The sequence below is a fragment of the Brevibacterium sp. HMSC08F02 genome (genome assembly GCF_001807555.1).
In the GTDB taxonomy this organism is placed as follows: domain Bacteria; phylum Actinomycetota; class Actinomycetes; order Actinomycetales; family Brevibacteriaceae; genus Brevibacterium; species Brevibacterium ravenspurgense.
The window spans coordinates 74773-96945 of record NZ_KV789366.1 but is presented as its reverse complement, the minus strand read 5'-3'; the positions used below and the strand labels follow the sequence as shown (position 1 = coordinate 96945).

Here is a 22173-nt window from a genome sequence, read left to right as displayed (position 1 = left end):
CAGCGGGTTTTTGTGGGTGTTCGGGGCTGAGAGACGGCGCGATCGTGGAGGCATGAATCGACCTCGTGTAGTGCTCTTCACCCGAGTGCCCAGCCTCATTGATCACTGTGCCGCGCTGGCAGACGGCATAGGCCTGGGCCTCGATATTCGTCTGCCGGAAAACGGCGGCTGGCAGGATGCCGCACTCGTTCTGATCGGCGATGACATCACAGAAGCCCCGGACGTCGGCAACGTACCGACCGTCCTTGTGACGCTGACGCAGTCCAACGCGGTGTGGGCGACCGCGGCGCGGCTGGGGGCTGACACCGTGGCTGTGCTGCCCGCCGGTGCGGAATGGCTGACTATCCGCATGATCAACGCCGTGGAACCCCCGGCAGAGCCCGCGCAGACGTGGGGTTTCGTCGGCGGAGTTGGGGGAGCGGGCACCTCGGTGCTCGCCTGCGCGGTCGCTCGCAGTGCCGCCGCGCAGGACATCGACACGGTGCTGCTTGATGCCGATCCGCTGGGAGGCGGGCTCGACCTCGTTCTGGGTGCAGAGGGCAAAGACGGCCTGCGCTGGCCCAGCCTGGCGGCTTCCCGCGGCAGACTGCGGCCGTCGACTCTGCGAGATTCACTGCCGCGCACTGAGGGACTGGCGGTGCTGTCGTGGGATCGGACGGGAACGGAAGAGCTCACCCCGGAAGTCTTTGAGGCCGTTATGACTGCCGCGCAGCAGGCCTTTGAGCTGGTGGTCGTCGATTTACCGCGGCATGCGCCCGTGCAGTGGGCGCGCATGTGCAGCGAACTCACGGTGGTGGTGCCCGGGAGGGTGCGCGCCGCGGTTGCGGCATCGCGGGTCGCCCGGCGTCTGGAAGCGGTCAATTCGGCCGTGCGCATCGCTGTGCGCGACGCCGGCAGGGGAGGCGTGCGGCCCGAACTCGTGGCCGACACCATCGGACTGCCGCTGGTGGGTGTCATCAAGGACGACCCACAGGCAGCGGCCGCCGTTGACCGCGGTGAAGGCCTGCCGATTGCACGCACCCACGTGGGGCGTGTGGCCGAAAAGATCGTGGAAGGCGGTTCGCTGTGACTCTTGACGGTCAATGGCTCGATGCGGAGCTCATCCGCGATGTCAGAACCCACCTGCTGGAAAACCCCGGGCCGGTGACAGCGGGATCTGTTGCCACCGCGCTCGCCCGCAGTGGCCGGGTGGTCGGATCGGCTGAGCTCCTGGAGCTGGTCAGCCGGATCTCGGCTCAGCTGGGTGGGGCCGGTCCGCTGCAGTCACTGCTCGATGAGCCCGAAACGACGGACGTCTTCGTCAACAGCCCGCAGGACGTGTGGGTGGACAGGGGAAGCGGGCTGGTGCCCGTACCGCTGTCCTTGGGAACCGAAGATGATGTGCGGGCTCTCGCTGTGCGCTTAGCAGCACTCGGCGGGAGGCGCCTGGACGACTCCCAGCCCCTGGTCGACGTGCGCCTGCCCGACGGAGTGCGGCTCAACGCACTCATCCCGCCGCTTGCAGGGGAGCACACCGTGATGTCGTTTCGCGTGCCCCGCAGCAAAGGCTTTCGACTGTCAGAGCTCATTGAGCGGTCTTTTCTTACCGCGGAGATCGCCGAGGTTCTTCTGGAGCTGCTGGAAGTGCGGGCCAACATCCTCATATCGGGCGGAACCGGGTCGGGGAAAACAGTTCTGCTGGGCGCGCTTTTAGCCGAAATACCGGCTGACCAGCGCATTGTCATCGTTGAGGACTCACGTGAACTCAATGTGCGCCACGATCACGTGGTTCAGCTGGCAGCCCGACAGGCAAACGTCGAGGGCATGGGCGAAGTGTCAATGGCTGACCTCGTGCGCAATGCCCTGCGCATGCGGCCGGACCGGCTGATCATCGGGGAGTGTCGAGGGGCTGAGGTCCGCGACATGCTCACCGCGCTCAACACCGGTCACGAAGGCGGGTGTGCCACTATTCACGCGAATACCGCGTCGGCGGTCCCTGCCCGTCTTGAAGCACTGGGGGCGCTTGCGGGTATGAGTCCGGAGGCTGTGCGCTCCCAGTCGATGACGGCAATTGATGTCATCCTGCACATCACCCGCAGACGTGACGGGCACAGGAGGCTCGCCGAAATCGCCGCGCGCACAAGCGCCGAGCACACTGCCCCTACCGAACCCCAGACTTCTGGTGAGGTGGCGGCGGAAGCCGGCGGCACCTCGGCGGACTTGGCAACAGTGTGGAGCGTTGAACACGGGGCTGGTGCCGGCTGGGATGGTTTTGTGGACTGGTTGAGGCGGAAGCAGGGGGAGCGGTCATGATCGTGCTCGCTGCGCTGCTGGCCGCCGCGGCGGCCGGGCTGTGGGTGTGGGACCCCGCCGAAAGGCGGCTGAATAAGCTGCTGCCGCGCGATGATTCGGATGGGCCTCGGACGCGTGCGGGTGATGGTCTGCAGGGGCTGGTGCGGCGGTTCCGCAAGTCGGACGCAGCTGATGACGAACATGCGGCGGCCGCTATCGCCGTCATTGACCGGGCTGCGGAACTGCTGCGTGTGGGCGCGGCACCGGCGGCGGTGTTGGAACACCTGTCGAAGCTGCCCGGGCCAGAGGACCTGCAGGCAGCTTTGGCTACGGCGGCGCGTTCTGCTGAGCTTGGGTCTGCTCCGCATCAGGCGATCTCCGCGCAGGCCGAAGGTCTTCCCGCGCAGTCGAAAGACATTCTGCTTCACATGGCGTCGGTGTGGTTCGTCGCCGAATCTGCGGGAGCCCCTGCGGCAAATCTGCTCGAGCGGTTTGCAAAGACCGCGCGGATGCAGACGGATTCAGCCCGCGAGCGGGCCATTGCGCTGGCCGGACCCCAGTCGACCGTGAAGGTGCTCACCGCGCTGCCGCTTCTGTCACTTGGCCTGGCGGTGCTCATCGGCGCTGATCCGGCGGAACTCCTGACTTCCGTTCCCGGTGCGGTCTCGTGTGTCAGCGGGGCGGTTCTTTTGGTGGTCGGTCGACTGTGGATGCGCCGGATGTTGAAGAGGGCACTGTGATGGCCGGGGTGGTCGCCGCGGTTCTCATTGCTGCTGCCGTGTGGCTGTGGATCGGGGATGCGGATGCGCGGCTCAAGCGGGTGCTTGATGGCGGAGTCGGCCTTGGTGATCGAGCCGGCGCTGATACGCAGAACGCGGGCTCGGGCGAAGAAAAGAGGTCCTCAGGTTTGTTGGAGGGTCTGCTGGGGCTCAGTCGTGAGCAGAAGAGCGACCCCGGCGAATCTGATGTTGAGGCGCTCGCCTTCGACCTTGAGCTCACAGCTATTTGCCTTCGCGCGGGTTTGCCGATTGGTCGGGCGTTGGCCCTTGCCGCCGCAGCCGGCGGTGACCGGTCGAATCTGGGTGCGCTGAGCCGAGCCCTTGAGCTGGGACAGACGGATTTTGAGGATCAGCATCTGAGCGAAGTCATTGTGCTCATCCGCTTCTCTGCCCAGACCGGAGCGGCACTTGCCGGCCTGCTGTCCGCTATGGCCTACGACCTACGCCGGGCTGAACATCAGCGCCGGAGGCTGGCGGCGGCGAAACTTGGAGTGCAGCTGGTGATTCCGCTGGGGGCGTGCATTCTGCCGGCGTTCATTCTGCTGGGCGTTGTTCCCGTGGTGCTCACCCTCATCGACGACATGTCGGTGCTGTTCGGGTGAAGGGCTCCTGCTGGTCGACATCGATCCGCTCGCCGAACTCGTCGGAGTCGTGGACGCCCGTGCGTGGTGGAACGATGAGGAGTGAACGCTCTCGCGTCTGCGTTCAGTGGTGGAGGCGCTCATGACGGTCATCATTCACCCTGTTGGATACGTCAGGCGAGGCACCACCCTTGAGTCTGCCTCCGATGTCGTCGAGATTGATTGGAAGCGCCGTGAGCAGCGCTGAGCTAGCCGAGGTTCTGTAAACGCGCCTACCTTTCACACGAGTAGGAAGGTGGAGCCAGGACATGGGCCACGAAGAGCAGGAACAGGCTGCGGGATCAGCATCGTCGTTGCAGGCGGTGGTGTACGTCAGGATCAGTGACGACCCTGAGGGCACCGAGCGTGGAGTGGAACGGCAGGAGGCTGGCTGTCGTGTCTACGCCACAGCCCGCGGTTGGGAGGTCGCAGGGGTGGCCGTGACAGGGATGTGGTGGTCGACGTGGCGGGGTGTAACGCGGAGCGCAGGTCGGCAAATAAGACCAGTGAGGGCGCGTGGGACAGTCCCGCGCGCCAGGAGACTCCGGAGGTGGAACAGCCATGAGACCACGAAGACGAGTTGTGTGGACGTGTGCGTCTGCGATCGCAGCGGGGGTGTTCGTAGCGGGCATGGTCGCGCCAGCGCATGCAGAAGGTCCGAACGGTCAAGACGCTGAGTACACGCTCGACGCGCTGTCCAGCGGTGACCTTGTCATCGATGGTGCCGAACCCGATGGGAATTTGGGGCGTCGAGCGGCACCGAACGCTGACATCACCGATGGGGTGCAGCTCGGCACGTTCAAGGGCGATGAGACAGTGATCGTTGATGCTTCTCTCGCCGATCATGGAGCGCTCGCGGCGGTGGACACGGAGCACGTTGATCTTTCCTGGGAGGGTGTCGACGCGTCACGCAGCTATGCAGTGTTTCGCGACGATGAACTCCTCGCAGAAACGTCTGAGCGGTCGTTCCGCGACTCGGACGCGGTCCCGGGCGTAATCCATCATTATCGGGTGGAGACCATCCTTCCTGAAGGGGCAGCCCCTCTTCACGACGACGAGGTGACGATCCAGGGGTTCGACGTCGTGGTACCTGACTCGACGGACCTGGCAGCAGAGGCTGCGGAACATAACACCCAGATTGAAGCAATGGCCGCTTATACGGGATCGACGGTGAGATACAGGACGTTCATTCCGCAAGCAAAGCTCAGTGCACCGCGGGCAGGTTGCGGCAGCTATAGGAGCAGCTACAAGTTCGGTGGGGACAACCGCGGCTTCGGTGCCAGTTCAGGCACGTCTCGCACGAGTATGAACGCGAACGTTCGATGGGACGGCCGGGGACTCATCGGGAGTTCCAAGAACGTCGGCGCAACGAAGGTTTACAACTCCAAGGGAAAGCTTGTGGCTACGAAGACAGCTTCTACAAAGGATATGTCTATCAAGCAGCTCGGAAAAACGAAGACCGATGTCGATCTTCGCTTCCGGCTAAAAGCGGGAAACCCGTTCTGTAAGTACAACTCGATTCAGGGTGCTTTTACGATCACGATCACCAAAAACGGGTCGTACAGCATCATTTCCGGCAGTCATCGTCAAATGCCGAATCACGAGGTGTACGTTTCTTCGATCAGTGGAAAGTGGAAGACTGTCTACCAGCGGAAGTACGCAAGTGCCGCGTGCCTGGTGAGTTGGTTGTGCCCCGAGGCGCAGATGGTGGGTTATGGAAAGTACTGATCGGCTGCACGGATCTAAGGTCATGTTGCGGCGTCGCGCAATCATGGGAGGTGCGCTCGTGGGCGGGTTCGCCGCGCAGGCGCTTTACAGCCTTGCGTTCGCCGCGCTTCTGGAAGTCCCGGCGGATAGCCGGTGGCCGCCTGTCGTTGCTGCCGGTGTCATGGTCGTGGTTGTCGCGGTCGCGACCTGGGGACGGGAGAGACGGATTCGTCGCGTCGCCTGGTCTGCGGTCCTCGCGGCCGTTGTGTTCATCCTCTCGTACGCTCTACTCGGGGAGATCGGTGATGCTGTGGCCGAGCAGGTGCCCATGCGTGTGAGCGGAGCGCTGGAGAGAATTCACTACTTCTTCGGCCTCACGGGCGAGGCGTGGACATCTTTCATCATCTCGATGGTTGTAGCCGCCCTCGTCACGGCTCCACGCCGTGCCTGACGACAGTGCCCGCCGCGCAAAGATCTCTTTCTTCGTGCGGCGGGCACTTACTTTCCCCAGTCGATGCCACATGGAATCGATGTGCTGTCAGGAGCATCTGATCTTGGTGATGCGGGAAACGCTGCTGGCACCTCTGCCTGCTTTGACTGTTGCCTTCACCTGGGAACCAGCGTAGGCAAGCACTGTGCCGGAACTGCGGGAGTTCTTTACGGAACGCACCTTCCCATGGAGCGCAGCGAACGAGGTATATGTTGCAGGGCAGGTCGCGTAACTGAGTTTGTTGCCCCGGAACCCTGCTGCGGAGTAGACGCAGTAGCGTCCCGATGCGCATTTGGCGGAGACCTCTCGCGCAGTCGCTGCTCTGGGAGTGGAGCCCGGCGCAGTGTCGGTGGGATCGAGAGTGAGCACGATCGCGCCTTCGCCCCAGGTAACCTCGTTCCAACCGGTTTGGGAGCCTCCGAAGTCCTCGATTACGTCATCGACGCGTTCTTGCATCGATGTGTCTGTCGGACCTGCTGCCCAGGAGCTCTGCGGGGCAAGAAGCAAGATCAAGGTCAAGGTGAGCGTGGCGGTAAGGCGAGATGCTCTTCGCATGTCGTGGTCACTTTCTTGTGAGAAAGACGAGACCGGTCAGCGGTCCCAGGCTACGTAATGGATGACAGATGGTGACGCAATGTCCGTACGGTCGTTGCCGATGTAGATGGTCTCAGCTGCGGTGATCGAGCCCGCGCGGGGCGAGATGATGAGTAGGTCTTCGACGTGTCCGGGGTCGCGGTCTGTGGCGCGGATGGCGATGCCGTCACGTCCGAGGCGGTCGGTGACGCGGCCCGCGACCTCCAGATTAGGCAGACCGCTGACGTAGGAGAGAAGCGCGCTCTCCTGGTCTCGAGAGAGGACGTTGCTGGAGAGAATGCTGGAGACCTCCTGGATCGTCTCTCCAGCTCCTAGCGGCTGTTCGCTTCCTGCCACTGTGGCGAGGTAGTCAGCGATCTCTGTCGGTTCAGTCGGCACTGCTTCGGGGTAAGGAGTGTCAAATTCGCCAGGTGCGAACGTCTCGTCTGACAGCACCGTCCCCGGCGTGGCCAGATGCTCGGTCTTTTGTCCAGGGAATGGGGGCGCAACGGTAACTACGACGTGTACGTTCCCGTCGCCGACGAACGTGATCTCTTCGTGCCGCGGTTCGACGGACGAGGAGATAATAGTGCCGTTGGCGTCGATTTCGGTGTTCAGCACCCAGGTTTCCATCCGGATCCTGTTCGGCGGCGGGTCGCGCTGCAACATCAACTTTGCTGACTCGTCGAGAATTTCTTCCGCGGAAGCATCTATGTGATCGGTGACGAGCAGTGGTGGGGTCGCCGCTGATGCCGGTGTGTCGGGGAGAATGTTGAGTGTGACGCCCCCGGCTATGGCGAACGCTGCAAGGGAGGATGCGATGAGCATCAGCCGCCGGCTGAATCGTCGAGGGTGACCCGGGCTGGGCCCGAGTCGTCGACTCGCTGGTGGGACATTTGGGGAGGAGAGAACCAAGTCAGCGAGTTCTTGTTTCGCGCGCCCCGTCAACGGGAGGTGTCGGTGCCCACTCAGTGGTCGCGCATCGCGGATGCGTCGTTCAAACTCGTCCATCCTTGACCTCCTCACTGTGAGCGTCCTCGACGGCGTTGTACAGCAACGCTTTGAGCGTCTGTCGGGCACGTAACAGCCGTACCCGCACGGTCACCGTCGATATCCCAAGGATCGACGCAATCTCCGCACGAGTGAGGTCTTCCCAATAGGCCATGTAGAGAATCTCGCGGTCGGTTTCTCTCAGTCCTGCCAGAGCCCGGCGAACATCCAGTGCATCTGCGGTCTCCATCCTGTAGGAGCTATCGCCGCTGAGCCCACCGATCCGGCTAAACAGCTCCGTCGAACGAGCCACGCGCTGGTACTCGTTGCCAATGATATTGCGCAACACTTTGTACACCCAGGGCAGAGAGAGATCACCTCCGGACTGATGGTGAGCCCACGTGATCCGGAAGGTCTCCGCTGCCACATCCTCGGCATCGGCGACTCCCGATAGACGTTGCTGGGCAACCGTGAGGACGAGGCGATAGTGTCGAGCATAGAAGTGCGCGAACACCTCGGCGTGCGCCACGCTGTCGCCGTCGGCTTCCTGCCTCACCTCGTCTCCTTCCGATCGATCGGATCGATGCCCTCCGAACATCACTCCTCGGCACGATGAGAGACTTCAGAACAGCTTCAGATACGACCGCCCTGATCGCTATCATGCCCGCCCCATCTGGCTCGTCCCAATCGCACCTCTCACAGTTTTCTATTTGCTGACAGCGTCCCCGCGTTACATCCCAAGCGAGCCGTGCCACCTGTCCTCCACGGCCAGGCGTGCACCACACAGAGTCAAGGAGCCCACCACCACCATAAATGTGATCTGTATAACACGATGTAGTGCGGGTTTGTGCTCAGAAAATAGCGAAGGTAGAGGAAGCCGCTATAGCTCACAGTTGGAGTAGCGTCCTCGCGGGGCGGGGACAGCGGCAGAGGGGAGTCGGGTGAACGGGGGTGCGGCAGGAGTCGGGATTGTCGTCACCTCCAGCTGCCTTTCCTCTGACGTGTGTAGTCCTCGCAACGAGACACCAGCTCAATGACGGTCCGTCAGCATTCATCGACATCGCAGTGAACCGACCCTTGAAGGCAGTCAAGTCATGACTTGATCACAGATTTCACGAATCGCGAGCGGGTGCCTGCCGCGCTGAAGCTCAGGGAATGAGGGTCATTCGAACTCGGAGGGTTGATCCCCACGGTTGACTCCAGACAGACGAATATGTCGGTGCTGTTTGGGTGAAGGGCTCCTGCTGATCGACGCGGCTGAAACTGGACTGCAGTTCTGAAGCCTGGGGATAACTTCGCGGTTGTCCCCAGGCTTTTCTTCTCTCTTCTTTCGGGTGCTCCGCACCTGCACGCTGGAAGCGCCATCTGAAGAAAGGAAGGGAAAAGATGGACAACGAAGTTCAGGAACTCGTTCCGATGGAAGAAGAAAAGAAACCCGTGCGCCTGCGCAAACCAGACAGGGGAGCGACAACGGCAGAGTATGCGATCACAACACTCGCCGCGTGTGGTTTTGCCGCACTGCTCGTTGTGGTGCTGAAATCCGAGGGCATCCAAACTCTCATCACAGGTGTCATCTCCAAAGCGCTCAACATGGGCGGGTGATGGCAGTGCCCACTTCGATGTTTCGCCCAGGGAGCCACACTCGTGACGCTGCTCGTATGTCAAACGCTCTCTGCCGGAAGCGGACCGCAGGAAAGGACTGCGGTGCCGTCACGGCCGAATTCGCCATGATCATGCCGGCTATCGTGCTCGTCATTCTTATGGTCATCGGAGTGGGCACCCTCGGCCTCGCGCAGCTTCGCACCTACGAAGCTGCGCGGGCCGGCGCACGCGAAGCCGCCCGCGGCGAACCCACCGCAGAAGTGCGCCGCAGTGCGGAAAGCAAAGCCGGCCCCGGTTCCGCCGTCACAATCGGCAAAGACGGCGAATACACGGTCGTCACCGTCACCGTCCCGACACCGAAGACCATGCGGAAGCTCATCCCTCGCGTGCAAGCAGTGCAAAGAGCGCGCACGGAAAGCAGCGCGCAGTCCGGAGACGCACAATGAGCACACAGCAAACGCGGCAAGCTCAGCGGCACCGCCGGGCAGATCGCGGGTCCATGCCCGCAATCGCAGTCAGCCTCATGGGGTTAGCGGCAGTGCTCATTGCAGGGCTTGGACTGACCAGCAAAGTCATCCTCGTATCCGCGCGCGCAGACGGCAGTGCCGACCTTGCAGCCCTGGCAGCAGCTGACGCTGCGCGGGGAATCCGTACCGGCGACCCCTGTGACGTTGCAAAGAAACTCATCGAAGCCGACGGCTTCACAATGGACGACTGCATTGCCCGTCCTGACCTGGGACGGGCGAAAGTCACCGTCAAAGCGAAGCTGCCAGCCCCGTTTCCCGCAGTGAAGCGCTCAGCCGTGGCAGGTGGGCCGCAGCCGCACACAGCCGGTTGAAAACCCAAAACGGGGCAGTTCATGCAGTGTTTGCAACAGGGGGGTACCGTCGAATGTGAACATTGCACTTTGCAGCACACTGATTGGAGCGCTATGGCCAGCTCAGGCAAAAGCCCCCTCCGCAAACAGGCCGAACGGCGATCACGTGACGCAGAATCCGCCAAGCGAGAAAAAGCGGTTGTCGCCCAGGCACAAGAAGCTGACTCCGGCAAACACCCCGACGGCTTCCTCGCTCACCTGAACCTCAAACCAATCTGGTTCTTCATCGCTTTTGCAGCACTCATCGGAGTGATGTTCATTCCCACCGGTGACGACCTGACGTTTGCTGGGAAAATGGGTCTGGCCGTGCTGGCCTTCGCAATCGTCATGTGGGTGACAGAAGCAGTTTCCTACACGGTCTCGTCCATCCTGATCGTCGGAATCATCACCGTCATGCTGTCCTTCACGCCAGCACTCGACGGTGAATCCCCCGAGGCGATGGGCACAACCGAATCAATCAAACTGGCACTGAGCGGATTCTCCAGCGCCGCCGTTGCGCTCGTCGCCGCAGCACTTGCGCTCGCGGCCGCGATGCAGGCCACCGGCCTGCACAAGCGCCTGGCCCTCTTGGTACTGAAAGTCGCCGGCGAAAAGACCAGCAGCGTGCTCATCGGCGCGATCGTCATTTCGACGATCCTCGCGTTCTTCGTCCCCTCCGCAACAGCCCGCGCAGGTGCCGTCGTGCCGATTCTTCTGGGCATGGTCGCTGCCTTCGGCCTGCCCACCAACTCACGACTGGGCGCCCTGCTCATCATCACAGCAGCCCAGGCCGTGTCCATCTGGAATGTCGGCATCAAAACCGCAGCAGCACAGAACCTCGTGGCCACAGGCTTCATCGAAACCTCCATGGGCCAGTCGATCTCCTGGGGGCAGTGGTTCTTGTGGGCCGCCCCGTGGTCGGTTCTTATGAGCATCGCGCTGTTCTTCATCATGCGCCGCGTCATCAAACCCGAAGTCGATCACATACAGGGTGGCCGGGCAGTTGTTGAAAAAGAACTCGCCGAACTCGGCCCCATCACCGGAAAAGAAATCCGCCTGGTCATCGTCGCCGTGTGCCTGCTGTTCCTGTGGGCAACCGAAGAAGTGCTGCACCCGTTCAGCTCGGCAACCGTCACCATCGTCGCCATCGGCTTCCTCCTGCTTCCCCGCGTGGGAGTGTTCTCCTGGAAGACCGCAGAAAAGCTCATCAACTGGGGCACGCTCATCGTGTTCGCCGTCGGAATCTCGCTCGGCTCGCTCCTGCTGAACACGGGAGCGGCAACGTGGCTGTCAGAGAAAACCTTCGGCGCACTGGGTGTGACCGACATGCCGATGCTCGCCATGATCGCCCTCGTCGGCATCTTCACAATCCTCATCCACCTGGGATTCGCATCGGCAACATCCCTCAGCTCCGCGCTCATCCCGGTGTTCATCGCACTCGCCCAGTCCATCCCCGGTGCGGCAGGCGGCGGAATCGGGTTCGTCATCATCCAGCAGTTCCTCATCTGCTTCGGATTCCTGCTTCCCATTTCCGCCCCGCAGAACATGCTCGCCTACGGAACCGGCGCGTTCACGGCCAAGCAGTTCCTCAAATCGGGCATTCCGATCACCATCGTCGGCTACCTGCTGGTCCTGCTTCTGTCCGCCACCTACTGGAAGTGGATAGGCCTGGTCTGAGGACCGGGTTAGGGTGGAAGTCCACGCAGTTTGACCATGGCGGTCAATACCCAGGGAGGTTCAATGACGAACGCACAAGCTCACACAACAGCAGCCATGCCCGTGAGCGAACAGCTGGTGCTAGTCACCGGTGCCGCACGCGGGCTGGGCGCTGCTCTCGTCAAAGCCTTCCACGCCGAAGGTGCGGCTGTTGTCATCAACTACCGCAACTCGGAAGACCAGGCGGTTCGCCTTGCCGAACAGATCCGGGCGCAAGGCGGCGAGGCGCTGGCCGTGCGCGCGGACGTCACTGACTTCCGCGAGGTCAAGGCCATGTTCGATGCCGCACGCGAAGAATTCGGCAGGCCCGTCACCACCGTGGTCAACAACGCGCTGGTCGACTTTTCATTCAACGGCGACGAACGCCCGGACGCGGACTCCATTTCCTATGCCGCTTTTGACGACCAGTTCCGCGGCACCATCAGCGGCGCGGTGCACGTCATCCAGGCGGCTATGAACGGGTTCCGGGAAATCGGCTCGGGCCGGATCATCAACATCGGGACCAACCTGTTCCAAAACCCCGTCGTGCCCTACCACGACTACACAGCCGCCAAAGCTGCCCTGCTGTCGCTGACCCGCACCTTCGCAAAGGACCTCGGCCCTCTGGGCGTGCGCGTCAACATGGTCTCCGGCGGTCTGCTGCGCACCACCGACGCTTCGGCCGCCACTCCGGACGAAGTCTTCGACGCAATCGCAGCAACAACACCGCTGGGCCACGTGACCACACCGGAGGAATTCGCCTCGGCCGCCACGTTCTTCGCCCAGCCGGCATCGCGCGCGGTCACGGGCCAGAACCTCGTGGTCGACAACGGCCTCGTCATGGACTGAGTTCGGCAGGGGAGCCCGGGGCCCGGTGGGCGAGGCGTAACACGGCTGCCCTCGTCTCCGGGGCCGCCGCCCCACTTTTGGGGCTGTCGCCCTCACCCCAGCATCTGCTGCAGCAGCCGGCGGGCGGCGTCTTTGTCCAGCGGCTCATTGCCGTTGCCGCACTTGGGGCTCTGCACGCAGCTGGGACAGCCGCTGATGCATTCACAGCTGGTCAAAGTGTCCAGAGTGGACTGCCACCACCGGCGGAACTCAGCGAAGCCACGTTCGGCAAAGCCCGCCCCGCCGGGCTGACCGTCGTGCACGAAGACCGTCGCCATGCCAGTGTCGGCGTGCCTATCGGATGACACCCCGCCGATGTCCCACCGATCGCACCCTGCAAACAGCGGCAGCAGGCCGATCGCGCAGTGCTCAGCCGCGTGAACCGCACCTGGCAGATCAGCTGCCTCCACCTCGGCATCGGCAATCAGCCCCTCCGGGGCGGTCCACCACACAGCCGAGGTCTGCAGGGTGCGAGCCGGCAGGTCGAGCTCGAATTCGCCCAGCCGGACTCCAGTGCGCTTCTGTTTGCGCACAAACGAAGTCACCTGGTCAGTCACATCGACGATCCCGCTGAAAACCCGCACGCCGCTGGGCAGGGCGAACTGGTCGTGGGTTTCGACAATGCTGATTTCCGTTGTCGACTGCGCCTGCGTTGTGAAGTCGACGGAAACCTGCTGAACCATGGCGACCGAGTTGTCCAAATCGAGGTCCATCACCTGATATTCGATGCCCTGGTGGACGTAGATCGCGCCGGTGTGTGTCTGCGCGTGCGCGCTGGCATCGTCAACCGTGCCCAGAAGCTGGCCGGTTTCCTGTTCCACCAATCGCACCTGTCCTCCGCCGGAACCGCGGATGTCGGTCAGCGCTGCCGCCGATTCCGCTTTCGTCCAGAACCAACCGGTTGGGCGGGCCCGCAGCATTCCGTGTTCGGTCAGCTGGGCGACAAGCTGGGCTGCCTGGGATGACGCGGCGCCGCCCGGTTCCTCTGTCTGTTCCGGCTGGTCACGGCTGGGGTGGTGGGCGTTTGGGTGAGTATGGGCGTCGAAACGGGGGAAGTCGGCGGTGGTCAGCGGCAGTTCGGCGGCTGCGGCCAACAGGTGACCCGCTAGGACATAGGGGTTGGCGGGGTTGATGACGCCGGCGTCGACGGGGGTGTCGAAGATCGCCTCGGGGTGGTGGACCACGTAGGTGTCCAGTGGGTCATCGCGGGCGATGAGAACCGCGGACCACTGCTGGCCGGAGCGGCCGGCCCGTCCCGCCTGCTGCCACAGGGCGGCCAGGGTGCCGGGCCAGCCGGCCATGACGACCACATCGAGCCCGGATATGTCGATGCCCAACTCCAGCGCGTTCGTCGACGCGACGGTGCGCAGCTTGCCGTTGCGCAGGGCGGTTTCCAACATGCGGCGCTCTTCTGGCAGATAGCCGCCGCGGTAGGCCGCAATCGTCTTCGTCAGTTCCGGTGCGATGGTTTCGACTTCCTGGCGGATGGCCGAGGCGAGGGCTTCCGTTCCCTTTCGCGATACGATGAAGGCAATCGAGCGGTAGCCGGCGCACGTGGTGTCGGTGAGCATGTCGGCGGCTTCGGCAATCGTGGAGCGGCGGGCTGCGTCTGCGGGGAGGGCGTCGTCGGCGTCGTCGGACCCGGGCGGCGAGGTGTCAGGGGTATTTGCTGGATCGGTGGGTTCCGGTGTGGTCGGTGCGGTGGAGGGAATTCCGAGGTTCCCGTCGTCAGAGCCTGGCAGCAGCGGTGGTTCCCACAGGATGAATTCTCCGGCGGCGCGCGGGGAGCAGTCCTCGGTGATTGCCGTGGTTGGCCGACCGGTCAGCCGGGAGAAGGTTTCTGCGGGTTCGCTCATGGTGGCGGATGCGCCGATGACCACCGGCTGAGCGCCGTAGTGTTCGGCTATGCGCAGCAGTCGCCGCAGCACGAGTGCCACGTGCGAACCGAAAACACCCCGATATCGGTGCGCTTCGTCGACGACGATGAACCGCAGAGACTTGAACCAGCGGGCATAGCGGGAGTGGGCCGGCAGGACTGAACGGTGCAGCATGTCCGGATTGGTGAACAGCAGGTTGGCCCACCTGCGTGCCCAGTCTTTCTGTTCGCGTGAGGCGTCACCGTCGAAGGCCGCCGGTCGCAGTCCCTGCAGGGGCAGGTTCTTCGCTGCCGTCAGCTGGTCGTGGGACAGGGCTTTCGTCGGCGCCAGATATATGGAGGTCGCCGGCCGGATGCTGTCGCGGGTGCGGGCTATGGAATCGAGGATCGGCACCAGGAAGGTCAGGGACTTACCTGACGAGGTGCCGGTTGCCACCACTGTGTCAGTGCCTGATGCAATGCTGTTCACAGCTTCGACTTGGTGCTTGTACGGCTTGGTGATGCCCGTACCGGCGAATACCGCGGTGACGTCGTCGTGCACCCAGTCGGGCCAGTCACCGGTAACTGCTTGCCGCTGCGGAATGCTCTTAATGTGCGTCACGCGGTCGGCACGTTCGCTAAAGCGAGTGAGGAGGTCGGTAAGAGCGGACGGCATGCGCGCATTCTCTCATGTGCCTGGTTGTGCGTAGGCTTGATATGCGCTGTCTGCCGCCTGCTGTTGGAAGGAAATATGCGAAGCTCGCTGCCCGCTGTGCCCCGGATTGACTCTGCAGGGGCTGCTGGAACGTCCGCAGGCTGTGAAACATCAGGGGGTTCGGGAGCGACCGTGGCCGGTGGCCATGCTGCTGGCTCTGCATGGCCGGCGCGCCTGCGCTTGGCGCTGGAAGGTCTGGAGTACACACAGCCTGGCCTGAAAGCACTGTGGGGACCGGACGTCGACCAGGCGCTGCAGACAAACGATGCCGCGCCCGCCCTGTGGTTTGCGCGCACAAGCTCCGCACCGCTTGCTGTTGTCGCACGGCTGTTCCTGCTGGAGGATGCTGTTCCCACAGCCAGCGCTGAGGACGCTCTGGGCGCCGAACTCGTCAGTGCGCTGCAAGCTGCTGGCCTGCTGGTTTCACCCGATGCTGGTGAGCCCCACTCAGGTGACCCGAGCCCGGGTGAGTACTCGGAGGAAAGCGAGCGACGCCTCGTGAGTTCCGTGTCGATCGCCCCGTACTCTCTGCCCGTGGGTGTGCCGCGGCTGGCTGGCAGGCGCAAACCTGACACCCTCTACCTGGCATCGGATTTCGGGACGCTCACACGGCCGGAAGTGCTTGACGGCGACTTCGTGCTGGGACTCGGCGGAGCAGGGCGCACTCTCATCGAGATCACACCGCGCGAAGCCGTGACAACAGCGGCTGACATCGGCACGGGCTGTGGGATTCAGGCGCTCGCTCTGGCGCTGCACGCAGACACCGTCATCGCAACCGATATCTCTGAGCGCGCCCTGGAGTTCACGCGCCTGAACGCACAGATCAACGGGATCGGCAACATCGAAACCCGGCAGGGAAGTCTGCTGGAGCCTCTGCACGGACAGACGGTCGACCTCCTGGTGACTAACCCGCCGTTCGTCATCACGCCGCAGGCTGCCCGCGGGCAGTTTGAATACCGCGATGGCGGGATGCCAGGCGATCAGCTGATGCGCTCGCTCGTGCGCGACATTCCGCATCATCTGAGCGACGGCGGGCAGGCCGCCATGCTCGGCAACTGGGAGGTCGGCCAGCCGGATGCCGAGGCCGGTCCTGCTGCCTGGCACAAGGCGGCGCAGGATGAGGCCGCATCAGCAGACGAGGCGGCGGTTGGCACAGCTGCCGCCGGCCAGACATCGCTCATGGTGATTGAACGCGAGCAGCTGTCGCCTACCGCCTACGCGCACACGTGGATTCGCGACGGCGGTGTGGTTCGCGCCAGCGACAAGTGGAACGCAGATACCGCCGCCTGGCTTGACGACTTCGCTTCGCGCGGCGTCGAGCAGATCTCGTTTGGGTGGGTGCGGTTCAAAAGGGGTGCAGGCAGTGAGCCGGTGGTTGCCGCACATCGTGTCAGCGGGCCTCTCGGGGCGAATTCGGCAGGGGTGGCGGCGTTTCTCGACACCCGTATGGCAATGCTCGAATGGCTTGCCGGTGCCGAAGACTCGGAAATAGCCGACACGGCTTTTGTTCGCGGCTCCGACATCGTCGAACACCGGCACCACACACCGGGCACCGAAAATCCCTCCGTCATCGAAATGGCGCAGGGAACCGGTTTCGGGCAGACGCTGACAGTTGACACCGCACTCGCCGCGTTCATCGGAGTGGCCGACGGGACCATGACTCTGCGCACCGTGGCAGGGGCGCTCGCAGCCTTGCTCGAAGTGGATGCTGACAAGCTGTGTCAGCAGCTGGTAGAGCAAGTGCGCGACATACTCCCGCTTGGATTCGTCTACCCTGTACTCGAGTAGGACCGTTACAGTCAGGTGACGGCTGCAAGAAGCCTGGATGTGGCTATCAGCATCAACGCCGTGTCAGTGCCCGGTGCTACATTCGCAGCGTATCCGTGGAAAGGAAAACTGTGGCTGAGAAGAAACCACGTCGTTTGGTGATCGTCGAATCCCCGACGAAAGCGCGGACGATTGTCGGCTTTTTGGGCGACGGCTACACCGTCGAAGCCTCAGTGGGGCACATTCGGGATCTCCCACAGCCCTCTGAACTGCCCGCGGACATGAAAAAAGGGCCCTACGGCAAATTCGCAGTCGACGTCGAAGACGGCTTTAAGCCCTACTACCGGGTGGACCCTGACAAGAAGAAGAAAGTCACCGAGCTTCGCAAGCTGCTGAAAGAAGCCGATGAACTTTATCTGGCAACAGATGAGGACCGCGAAGGTGAAGCCATTGCGTGGCACCTTCTGGAAGTGCTCAAGCCGAAAGTCCCGGTTAAGCGCCTGGTGTTTCATGAAATCACCCCGGAAGCCCTTGAACGGGCACTCGAAAACACCCGCGAAATCGACTACGACCTCGTGTACGCGCAGGAAACCCGCCGCATCCTCGACCGCCTGTACGGCTACGAAATCTCGCCCGTTCTATGGCGCAAGGTCCGTGCGGGGCTGTCCGCCGGCCGTGTGCAGTCCGTTGCCACCCGTCTTGTTGTCGAACGCGAACGTGAGCGCATGGCGTTCGTTTCGGCTGATTACTGGGACCTCGACATCGATCTGCAGGCTCCCGGGCAGGCCGAAAGCTTCGCGGCGAAACTCACCGCCGTTGACGGGCAGAAGATCGCGCAGGGCCGCGACTTCACTGACGAAGGCACGCTGAAGCCGCGCACTAAGGCGCGCATTCTGGGCCAGCAGGACGCTGAAGAACTCGCTGCCAAGCTCAGCGGCGAAGCGAAGGACCGACTGTCGGTTACGGCACTTGAGACCAAGCCGTACTCGCGTCGTCCCGCGCCGCCGTTCACCACCTCGACCCTCCAGCAGGAAGCCGGACGCAAGCTGCGCATGAGTGCTCGTCAGGCCATGCGCACCGCCCAGTCGCTGTACGAAAACGGCTACATCACTTACATGCGTACGGACTCACCAGTCCTATCATCGGAAGCGCTTTCGGCTGCTCGCCGTCAGGTGGGTGAGCTCTACGGCCCCGAATTCGTGCCGTCGAAGCCGCGTATCTATGCCTCCAAGCAGAAGGGTGCGCAGGAAGCACACGAAGCCATCCGCCCCGCCGGTGACCACTTCCGCACGCCGGCCCAGGTGTCGAGTCAGCTGCGCGGTGACGAATTCAAGCTCTACGAACTCATCTGGAAGCGCACTGTCGCATCGCAGATGGCCGATGCCAAGGGTTCGACGGCGACCATGCGGATCAACGCGGACCTCGGCAGCGGCAGCAGTGCCGAACTGACCGCAAGCGGCACCGTCATCACGTTCAAGGGATTCCTCGCCGCCTACGAAGAGGGCCAGGACCTCGAGCGCTATGGCTCGGACAAAAAGGACAAGAGTCGTCTGCCGGACGTCAAAGAAGGCGACGCCCTGTCGGTCGACCGCGTGGAAGCCGATGGGCACACCACGGCACCTCCGCCGCGCTTTACGGAAGCCAGCCTGGTCAAGCGGATGGAAGAGCTCGGCATCGGCCGTCCTTCGACCTACGCGGCCATCATCTCCACCATCCAGGACCGCGGCTACGTCACCACGCGCGGCAACGCGCTCATTCCCAGCTGGTTGGCGTTCTCGGTGGTCAAGCTGCTCGAAGAGCACTTCGATGACCTTGTGGACTACCAGTTCACCGCCGGTCTGGAAGCTGATCTCGACGAAATCGCCAAGGGCCAGGAAGACAGCGCCGAATGGCTGCGCGATTTCTACTTCGGCAGCACGGCCGAGGACGGTCACGATGCGCCGGCTGGCATGGACTCCGACGTCGGTCACGCGGGGCTGAAGTCGATTGTCGACAACCTCGGAGACATCGACGCGCGTGAACTCAACACCGTGAACATTGCCGATGGAATCAACCTGCGCGTTGGCCGCTACGGCCCGTACCTTGAAGCCGAAGGCGACAACCCGGATCAGCCGAAGCGCGTATCGCTTCCGGACGATCTCGCACCGGACGAACTCACGGTAGAAAAAGCTCGTGAGCTCATCGAAAAGCAGGGCGACGGCGACCGTGAGCTCGGTGTCGATCCCGAAAGCGGATACACGATTGTGGCGAAGAACGGCCGCTTCGGCCCCTATGTCACCGAGGTTCTGCCGGAATCTGACGAAAAGCCCAAGCGCGGAGCCAAGAAGCCCAAGCCGCGCACAGCGAGCCTGTTCAAGTCGATGGATCTGAACACCATCGGTCTGGAAGAAGCGCTGAAGCTGCTGAGCTTGCCCAGGATTGTCGGCCAGGACGCCGAAGGTGTGGACATCACCGCGCAGAACGGCCGCTACGGTCCGTACCTGAAGAAGGGAACCGACTCCCGGTCTATCGAATCTGAAGAGCAGATCTTCACCATCACGCTTGAAGAAGCCGAAAAGATCTTCGCTCAGCCCAAGACCCGCGGACGCCGTGCTGCGAAGCCGCCGTTGAAGGAATTCGGCACCGATCCGAACTCCGAAAAGCCGGTTGTGCTCAAGGACGGACGTTTCGGCCCGTACGTCACCGACGGCACCACGAACGCAACTCTGCGCAAGGACGACACCGTCGAAGGCATCACCGCCGAACGCGCATTCCAGCTGCTGGCTGAAAAGCGCGCCAAGGGGCCTGCCAAGAAGAAGACGACCACGCGGAAGACAACGGCGCGTAAGACGACTGCGAAGAGCACTGCGTCGAAGACGAGTACGGCGAAGAAGCCGACTGCGAAGTCGAGTACGGCGAAAAGCAGCACCGCGAAGAAGTCGTAACGGCGGACTGGCTAGGCCGAGTGTCTTCCATGCGCGGCTGTTCCTCGACCGTCGGCGCAGAGAATCCTTGATAAGCCCTGAGAGCGCTCCTTGTGCCTTGTAGCGCAGGGAGCGTTCTCGTAGCGTGACTGATGTACGGATTTCTCAATACGACCTCATAGGAGGCGCCGTGTTCACTCGTTCCGTTAACGATGTCGAAGCTGTTGAGTGGGGTGCTGGAACCAGCCAGCGCGTCCTGACTGCAAAAGACAATATGGGCTTCGCCGTTGCCCGCACCGTTGTGCGCAAAGGCACCGAATCGAAGCTTGAGTACCGCAATCACCTGGAAGCCTGCTACTGCATTTCGGGCTCCGGCAACGTTGAGGACACGGAGGGCAACGTGTTCCCCGTGACCCCCGGCGTAATCTATGTCCTGGACAAGCACGACCCGCACTACCTGCGTGCGTCCGACCACGAAGACATGGAGCTGCTGAGCATCTTCAACCCGCCGATCGACGGCACCGAGAAACACGTGCTCAGTGAGGACGGTTTCTCGAGCTACTGAGCTGCGACAGACTGAGCTTGTAAAGACAGCGCCCGGTCAGCATGCAGTTGTGCATGCTGACCGGGCGCTTCTGTGTCTGGTTGCTGGGCGGGGCTGTGTGCGGTGGCGGGGTGGGGCTGAAGATCAGCCGCGGCGGCTCGGCTGGATTTACGCTTTAATGCGGATTCACGCTTTAATGCGGCGCATTAGCGCGTGAGGTTGCATTTAGGCGTGAGTTTGGCGTTGTTGGGCCGTGAAGGCTGCCGGTGCTGACTCGGGTCGGCAACGAGACTGGTTTTGCGCGCAGATGCAGATTCACGCTTTAATGCGGCGCATTTGCGCGTGAGGTTGCATTTAGGCGTGAGTGTGGTGTTGTTGGGCGCGTGAAGTATGCCCGGCGTCGGCTCATCCGCGCGGCCCTGCCCAGCCCGGCCCTTCAGCCGAGCTCAACCCTCAGCCCGGCCGGCGCCTCCGCCTCGTCCGTTCCTGCTGCCAACCTGGATTTACGTTTTAATGCGGATTTGCGCTTTAATGCGGCGCATTAGAGCGTGAGGTTGCAGTTAAGCGTGAGTTTGGCGTTGTTGGGCGCGTGAGGTTGGCGTTGTGGGATGCCCGCGCCCCCGCTAAAAAAGTTATCCACAGATTGCGAATGCCTCTTGTGGAAACGGTGCTGTTTCGGTGACATAAAAAGATGCATAGCGTATTCACCAACAACATGGCAGCGACCTGCGGCATCCAGATGGGAGAGCTGAGGTCAGCTGCCTCGTGCTGCGTCGAGCGATTGCATCGAGGGATGTACGCGGTCGTGAAGCTGTGCTCGAGACACCCGCTTTTTACACAACTCGCAGATCAGACGATGGTCGATTTGTTCGCCCGCGCGGATGCACAGAAGCGCAACCCTGCATGGCGAAAGGCGCAAACAAACCTCCACACGGCGAAAGCCGAACTCATTGCTGAGTCAGCACACCCGGACGATGTGCTCAGCCATTCCACCGCAGCCCTGCTACACGGTCTGCCTGTCAAAGCGGTGCCTGAAGCAGTTGAAATGATCAACCCCAACCTGTCGCGCGCAGGAGCCACTTTTCGCAGGCGGTATCGGCAGATCGGCGAAAGTGAAATCGATGACTGGCGCGGTTTCGCCATAACCAACCCCGTCAGAACCGCTGTAGATCTCGCCGCAGATGAGTCCATCGAATACGGCACAGCAGTCCTCGATGCGATCTTGCGCGAGGCACCTCTTCAGCGCGAACAGCTGCTTGCCCAGGCTCACGAAATCGCTGAAGCCTACGGCCGTCGGGCAGGATGCGCGCGTGTGCGCAGCGCCCTGAGCTTCGCCAACGGACTTGCTGAGTCCTACGGCGAAAGCGTGTGCATGGTGAAGCTGCGCATGCTTGGGATCGACAACCTCGAACAGCAAGTCGAAATCTTCGACGAAGACGGAATCTTCGTTGCCCGCGTTGACGGGCTGATCCGGGATAAGCACATCATCATCGAGTTCGACGGCGCCGTGAAATACCTATCCACAGCTGACGGCGGCTTCAATGGAGACGGCGACCAACTCCTGCGTGAAAAAGAACGCGAACATCAACTGCATCGGCTGGGCTACACGGTCGTGCGGATTATGTGGAATGACCTGTTGGGTCTCGACCGACTGCGCGCCCGACTCAAAGCGCTCGGCATTCTTTCCTGAGCCCACGCCGGACACGCGGGCAATCTGTGTACTGGTGAGCACCACCTCGTGCGCGGCAACGGGGCTGGTTTTGCGCGTAGATGCAGATTCACGCTTTAATGCGGCGCATTTGCGCGTGAGGCTGCATTTAAGCGTGAGTTTGGCGTTGTTGGGTGTGCGAATGGTGCCAGTGCTGACTCGCACCGGTACTCGGGCTGGTTTTGCGCGCAGATGCAGATTCACGCTTTA

The 22173-nt window shown here is 62.4% G+C and carries 19 protein-coding genes; 15 read left to right on the top strand and 4 right to left on the bottom strand.

The window, feature by feature from the left end; translation table 11 throughout:
* Positions 1-52 precede the first annotated feature (52 nt).
* From ssd to HMPREF3172_RS09235, 6 genes are all read left to right on the top strand, one after another.
* Positions 53-1069 carry a septum site-determining protein Ssd gene (ssd, locus tag HMPREF3172_RS09260; RefSeq protein ID WP_062020151.1) on the top strand — a complete coding sequence of 339 codons (1017 nt, stop codon included), beginning with the start codon at positions 53-55 and terminating at the stop codon, positions 1067-1069.
* Positions 1066-2292 (top strand): TadA family conjugal transfer-associated ATPase, encoded by a 1227-nt coding sequence (locus tag HMPREF3172_RS09255; protein WP_062020153.1) that lies wholly within the window; start codon positions 1066-1068, stop codon positions 2290-2292. The genes ssd and HMPREF3172_RS09255 overlap by 4 nt, the downstream gene beginning before the upstream one ends.
* Entirely contained in the window at positions 2289-3011 is a 723-nt protein-coding gene (locus HMPREF3172_RS09250) for a type II secretion system F family protein (protein ID WP_070516996.1), read from the top strand. Before HMPREF3172_RS09255 ends, HMPREF3172_RS09250 begins: the two co-directional genes overlap by 4 nt.
* Entirely contained in the window at positions 2978-3652 is a 675-nt protein-coding gene (locus HMPREF3172_RS09245; RefSeq protein WP_141737954.1) for a type II secretion system F family protein, read from the top strand. Before HMPREF3172_RS09250 ends, HMPREF3172_RS09245 begins: the two co-directional genes overlap by 34 nt.
* 648 nt (positions 3653-4300) lie before the next feature.
* Positions 4301-5398 (top strand): DUF3238 domain-containing protein, encoded by a 1098-nt coding sequence (locus HMPREF3172_RS09240; RefSeq protein ID WP_231863256.1) that lies wholly within the window; start codon positions 4301-4303, stop codon positions 5396-5398.
* Positions 5385-5828, top strand: coding sequence for a hypothetical protein (locus HMPREF3172_RS09235; protein ID WP_231863257.1), 444 nt, complete (start codon positions 5385-5387; stop codon positions 5826-5828). The genes HMPREF3172_RS09240 and HMPREF3172_RS09235 overlap by 14 nt, the downstream gene beginning before the upstream one ends.
* Before the next feature lie 87 nt (positions 5829-5915).
* Here the strand turns inward: HMPREF3172_RS09235 and HMPREF3172_RS10795 are convergent, their stop codons facing one another.
* The 3 genes from HMPREF3172_RS10795 to HMPREF3172_RS09225 all read right to left on the bottom strand — a co-directional run bounded on the left by HMPREF3172_RS10795 (position 5916) and on the right by HMPREF3172_RS09225 (position 7986).
* The gene (locus HMPREF3172_RS10795) at positions 5916-6323 is read right to left on the bottom strand and encodes a peptidase inhibitor family I36 protein (protein ID WP_162131021.1); all 408 of its coding nucleotides are present in this window, start codon (positions 6321-6323) and stop codon (positions 5916-5918) included.
* Between the two features lie 135 nt (positions 6324-6458).
* Complete coding sequence (locus HMPREF3172_RS09230; RefSeq protein WP_019174481.1) at positions 6459-7268, bottom strand: hypothetical protein; 810 nt, start codon at positions 7266-7268, stop codon at positions 6459-6461.
* Positions 7269-7437: 169 nt separating this feature from the next.
* Positions 7438-7986, bottom strand: a complete 549-nt coding sequence (locus HMPREF3172_RS09225; protein WP_019174482.1) for an RNA polymerase sigma factor — start codon at positions 7984-7986, stop codon at positions 7438-7440.
* An 830-nt stretch (positions 7987-8816) separates the two neighbouring features.
* Here HMPREF3172_RS09225 and HMPREF3172_RS09220 point away from each other — a divergent pair.
* The 5 genes from HMPREF3172_RS09220 (at position 8817) to HMPREF3172_RS09200 (ending at position 12432) form a co-directional block, all read left to right on the top strand.
* Positions 8817-9032 carry a DUF4244 domain-containing protein gene (locus HMPREF3172_RS09220; RefSeq protein WP_019174483.1) on the top strand — a complete coding sequence of 72 codons (216 nt, stop codon included), beginning with the start codon at positions 8817-8819 and terminating at the stop codon, positions 9030-9032.
* Between the two features lie 56 nt (positions 9033-9088).
* Positions 9089-9478 (top strand): TadE family protein, encoded by a 390-nt coding sequence (locus HMPREF3172_RS09215; protein WP_082790993.1) that lies wholly within the window; start codon positions 9089-9091, stop codon positions 9476-9478.
* On the top strand, positions 9475-9870 hold the full coding sequence (locus HMPREF3172_RS09210; RefSeq protein ID WP_239232859.1) for a hypothetical protein: 396 nt from the start codon (positions 9475-9477) through the stop codon (positions 9868-9870). Before HMPREF3172_RS09215 ends, HMPREF3172_RS09210 begins: the two co-directional genes overlap by 4 nt.
* A 93-nt stretch (positions 9871-9963) precedes the next feature.
* Entirely contained in the window at positions 9964-11565 is a 1602-nt protein-coding gene (locus HMPREF3172_RS09205; RefSeq protein ID WP_062020159.1) for an SLC13 family permease, read from the top strand.
* Positions 11566-11628: 63 nt separating this feature from the next.
* Positions 11629-12432 carry a 3-oxoacyl-ACP reductase gene (locus tag HMPREF3172_RS09200; RefSeq protein WP_244878104.1) on the top strand — a complete coding sequence of 268 codons (804 nt, stop codon included), beginning with the start codon at positions 11629-11631 and terminating at the stop codon, positions 12430-12432.
* Between the two features lie 92 nt (positions 12433-12524).
* Here the strand turns inward: HMPREF3172_RS09200 and HMPREF3172_RS09195 are convergent, their stop codons facing one another.
* Positions 12525-15002, bottom strand: coding sequence for a DEAD/DEAH box helicase (locus HMPREF3172_RS09195; protein WP_070516994.1), 2478 nt, complete (start codon positions 15000-15002; stop codon positions 12525-12527).
* A gap of 171 nt (positions 15003-15173) precedes the next feature.
* On the opposite strand from HMPREF3172_RS09195, the gene HMPREF3172_RS09190 reads away from it, so the two are divergent.
* The 4 genes from HMPREF3172_RS09190 to HMPREF3172_RS09175 all read left to right on the top strand — a co-directional run bounded on the left by HMPREF3172_RS09190 (position 15174) and on the right by HMPREF3172_RS09175 (position 21945).
* Positions 15174-16829: a DUF7059 domain-containing protein gene (locus tag HMPREF3172_RS09190; protein ID WP_256173387.1), complete on the top strand. Its 1656-nt coding sequence runs from the start codon at positions 15174-15176 to the stop codon at positions 16827-16829.
* A gap of 110 nt (positions 16830-16939) precedes the next feature.
* On the top strand, positions 16940-19732 hold the full coding sequence (gene topA / locus HMPREF3172_RS09185; protein ID WP_176746148.1) for a type I DNA topoisomerase: 2793 nt from the start codon (positions 16940-16942) through the stop codon (positions 19730-19732).
* Between the two features lie 124 nt (positions 19733-19856).
* Positions 19857-20276, top strand: coding sequence for an ectoine synthase (locus HMPREF3172_RS09180; RefSeq protein WP_256173386.1), 420 nt, complete (start codon positions 19857-19859; stop codon positions 20274-20276).
* 835 nt (positions 20277-21111) lie between these two features.
* Positions 21112-21945 carry a PDDEXK family nuclease gene (locus HMPREF3172_RS09175; protein WP_070516989.1) on the top strand — a complete coding sequence of 278 codons (834 nt, stop codon included), beginning with the start codon at positions 21112-21114 and terminating at the stop codon, positions 21943-21945.
* The last annotated feature ends 228 nt before the right edge of the window (positions 21946-22173 follow it).

Coding starts and splice junctions, on each gene's coding strand:
- ssd (WP_062020151.1), top strand. CDS start 53: ATGAATCGACCTCGTGTAGTGCTCTTCACCCGAGTGCCCAGCCTCATT.
- HMPREF3172_RS09250 (WP_070516996.1), top strand. CDS start 2,289: ATGATCGTGCTCGCTGCGCTGCTGGCCGCCGCGGCGGCCGGGCTGTGG.
- HMPREF3172_RS09240 (WP_231863256.1), top strand. CDS start 4,301: ATGGTCGCGCCAGCGCATGCAGAAGGTCCGAACGGTCAAGACGCTGAG.
- HMPREF3172_RS09235 (WP_231863257.1), top strand. CDS start 5,385: ATGGAAAGTACTGATCGGCTGCACGGATCTAAGGTCATGTTGCGGCGT.
- HMPREF3172_RS10795 (WP_162131021.1), bottom strand. CDS start 6,323: ATGCAAGAACGCGTCGATGACGTAATCGAGGACTTCGGAGGCTCCCAA.
- HMPREF3172_RS09230 (WP_019174481.1), bottom strand. CDS start 7,268: ATGCTCATCGCATCCTCCCTTGCAGCGTTCGCCATAGCCGGGGGCGTC.
- HMPREF3172_RS09220 (WP_019174483.1), top strand. CDS start 8,817: ATGGACAACGAAGTTCAGGAACTCGTTCCGATGGAAGAAGAAAAGAAA.
- HMPREF3172_RS09215 (WP_082790993.1), top strand. CDS start 9,089: ATGTCAAACGCTCTCTGCCGGAAGCGGACCGCAGGAAAGGACTGCGGT.
- HMPREF3172_RS09210 (WP_239232859.1), top strand. CDS start 9,475: ATGAGCACACAGCAAACGCGGCAAGCTCAGCGGCACCGCCGGGCAGAT.
- HMPREF3172_RS09205 (WP_062020159.1), top strand. CDS start 9,964: ATGGCCAGCTCAGGCAAAAGCCCCCTCCGCAAACAGGCCGAACGGCGA.
- HMPREF3172_RS09200 (WP_244878104.1), top strand. CDS start 11,629: ATGACGAACGCACAAGCTCACACAACAGCAGCCATGCCCGTGAGCGAA.
- HMPREF3172_RS09195 (WP_070516994.1), bottom strand. CDS start 15,002: ATGCCGTCCGCTCTTACCGACCTCCTCACTCGCTTTAGCGAACGTGCC.
- HMPREF3172_RS09175 (WP_070516989.1), top strand. CDS start 21,112: ATGGTCGATTTGTTCGCCCGCGCGGATGCACAGAAGCGCAACCCTGCA.